General features: G+C 73.3%; 2 protein-coding genes. One reads left to right on the forward strand and one right to left on the reverse strand.

The features are described 5' to 3' along the window. Window positions 1–102 precede the first annotated feature (102 nt). On the reverse strand, window positions 103–1,044 hold the full coding sequence (locus ACFVHO_RS40495; RefSeq protein WP_385725547.1) for an SCO1860 family LAETG-anchored protein: 942 nt from the start codon (window positions 1,042–1,044) through the stop codon (window positions 103–105). A 348-nt stretch (window positions 1,045–1,392) separates the two neighbouring features. Here ACFVHO_RS40495 and ACFVHO_RS40500 point away from each other — a divergent pair, with 348 nt between their 5' ends. After that, the gene (locus ACFVHO_RS40500) at window positions 1,393–2,847 is read left to right on the forward strand and encodes an arylsulfatase (RefSeq protein ID WP_385725548.1); all 1,455 of its coding nucleotides are present in this window, start codon (window positions 1,393–1,395) and stop codon (window positions 2,845–2,847) included. The last annotated feature ends 124 nt before the right edge of the window (window positions 2,848–2,971 follow it).

Genomic DNA, 2,971 nt, shown 5'->3' on the forward strand with positions numbered 1-2,971 from the left:
CGGCGTTTGAGGAGCGGGGTCTGGGGCGGAGCCCCAGTTTCGGTGAAGGGGTGGGATTGGGGGCTCCCAGCCGGGGCGTCCGCACCCCGGCCGGGAGTCGGCTCAGCCGCGGCGGCGGCGCGTCAGCGCCAGGGCGCCGCCGCCGGCGAGGACCAGGGCGACGGCGCCCCCGGCCACGTACGGGGTGGACGAACTGCCGCCGGTCTCCGCGAGGTTGTCGTCGGGGGCCTCCTTCTTGGCGACCACCGGCTCGGCGGGCTTGCCCTGGGGGGCGGGGCCCGCCTTCTGGGGCTCGGGCAGGGGCTTGGGGCCGGGGCCGGGGGTGGTGCAGTTGGCGCCGGCCAGCGTGACGGTGCCGTCGACCGCGGCGACGCCGAGCTTCAGCGGGTCCACGGACACCTTGAGGCGCAGGGCGACCGCGGCGGCCGTACGGGACGTGGTGCGGGCCGAGGACAGGTCGAGCCGGACGTCGCCGACGCCGGGGACGGACACCTGGGTGGTGCCGGAGGCCTTCACGGCGACGCGCTTGCCGAGCACCGTGACCCCGCCGAGCAGCTTGGACTCGGCCACGGGCCGCTTGCCGGACACGCACAGGGCCTTGGACGTCACCTGGTCGACCTCGATGAGGGGCAGCATCGGCAGACCGGGCAGGTTCACCTTCGCGCGGGCGATGTTGCTGTAGCCCTCCGCCGTACCGCCCTTCACGGTGGCCCGCGCGGTCGCGACGTCGGCGCGCAGCACGCTGACGGGGCGCCCTCCGTCCACGCCGTCCAGCTTCACGGTGAGCGCGGTCTTCTGGGCGCTCGCGGGTGCGGACACCTCGTTGAGGACGGCGTTCAGCGGGAGGTTCACGGTCTTGTTGAGCAGGGAGACATTGAGGCCGGTGCGCAGGACAACGGCGTCGGCGCGGCCGCCGCGGTGGTCGTCGGTGGCGTGCGCGGTGCCCGCGGTGGAGAGCGCCGCGGAGCCCGCGGCGACGACGGTGGCGGCGGTGAGCGCGCCGATGTGGCGCCCGGGCAGTCTGCGGAAGGCGTTGCTGGTCAAGGTGGTGGAACCCTCACATGAGTCATGGAAGTACCGACCGCGCACGCCACACGGGGACATCGCGTGCGCGCGGCACCGGGGACGCCGGAATGCGCCTGGCGGCGCCCTCCCGACTCCCGGAATCTTTACGCACTGAGAGTGAACAGTCAGCAACGTGGCGTGAGTTCACCCCAAGGAGAGGTTTCCGTCGATGCATTCGAATCCTGCGGCACGGGCGTTCCCTCGGACCTCTCCCACCACGCACGTGCCGGTGACAAGCGCGATCGTCACGTTGACAGCCGGGGCCGGGGCAAAGTTACGTACAACGAGCCGGACCCCGTCGCGTCACCCTCCGTCAACAGGAGCCGCATGCCTCGCAACGTCGTCCTGATCACCGCCGACCAGTGGCGCGGCGACTGCCTGTCCGCCGCCGGGCACCCCGTGGTCCGCACGCCGTACCTGGACCAACTGGCGGGGCGCGGCGCCCGGTTCGAGCGGGCGTACTCCGCCGTGCCGTCGTGCATCCCGGCCCGCGCCGCCCTGCACACCGGCCTCGCGCAGACCTCGCACCGCCGCACCGGCTACCGGGACGGCGTGCCGTGGGAGTACCCGGTCACGCTGGCCTCCGAGTTCGGGCGGCACGGGTACCAGACGCGGGCCATCGGGAAGCTGCACGCCTTCCCGGAGCGCAATCGCATCGGCTTCGACGAAGTGACCCTGCACGACGGGTACTTGCACGCCGCCCGGGACCGCCGGGTCGACCCGCGCTTCCACGACGACTACCTGTCCTGGCTCGGACGGCAGCCCGGCGAGCGGGCCGGGGCCGACTACGCCGACACCGGGCTCGACTGCAACAGCGTGGTGGCCCGCCCCTGGCCCCGGGCCGAGCGGCTGCACCCCACCAACTGGGTGGTGACCGAGGCCGTCGACTTCCTGTACCGCCGTGACGTCACCTCGCCCTTCCTCCTCCATCTCTCCTTCCACCGGCCCCATCCGCCGTACGATCCGCCCGCCTGGGCCTTCGAGCAGTTCCTCGGCGTGCCCCAGGAGGATCCCGTCGTGGGCGACTGGGCCGACGCGCTCGCCCACTGGCGGGACGACAGCCGGGCCGACGCCAACTCCGCGGCGTACGACGCCCGTACCGTCCAGCGCGCCCGCGCCGGCTACTACGGCCACATGGCGCACATCGACCAGCAGATCCACCGGTTCCTCACCGCGCTCGCCGAGTTCGGGCTCGGGGACGACACATGGGTGTGCTTCACGTCCGACCACGGCGAGATGCTCGGCGAGCACCGGCTGTGGCGGAAGGCCTATCCGTACGAGGGGTCCGCCCGGGTGCCCCTGCTGCTCGCCGGGCCGCCCGGCGCGCTGCCCTCCGGCGGGGTCGTTTCTGGCTCCCTCGCCGAACTGCGGGACGTCATGCCGACGTTGCTGGACTGTGCGGGGTTGCCCGTGCCGGACGGGCTCGACGGGTACAGCCTGCTCCCCGCGGCGCGGGGTGAGCCCCTCCCCTCACCCCGGCCCTGGCTCCACGGCGAACACGTCCTCTTCGGGGAGTCCATGCAGTGGCTCACCGACGGGTGCGAGAAGTACGTGTGGTTCTCCGGCAGCGGTCACGAGCAGCTCTTCGACCTCGCCTCCGACCCCCAGGAACGCCACGACCTGGCCCCGTCCCGCCCGGACGCGGCGGCCCGCTGGCGCACCCGCCTCATCACCGAACTCACGGGCCGCCCCGAGGGCTACGTCGTCGACGGCGCCCTGCGCCCCGGGCGCGCCCCGTTGGAGGTCCTGCCGGAGGCTCCCCAACCCCACCCCTTCCCGTAACTGGGGCTCCGCCCCAGACCCCGCTCCTCAAACGCCGGAGGGGCTGGATGGTTCCAGCCCGTCCGGCGTTTGAGGACGAGGCGCGGAGCGCCGATAAGGGGTCCGGGGCGGAGCCCCGGGTTCG

Source organism: Streptomyces sp. NPDC127108 (genome assembly GCF_042677545.1).
GTDB lineage: Bacteria > Actinomycetota > Actinomycetes > Streptomycetales > Streptomycetaceae > Streptomyces.

What these genes read in the sequence shown, in the direction of transcription:
- ACFVHO_RS40500 (WP_385725548.1), top strand. Translation starts at nt 1,393, where the DNA reads ATGCCTCGCAACGTCGTCCTGATCACCGCCGACCAGTGGCGCGGCGAC.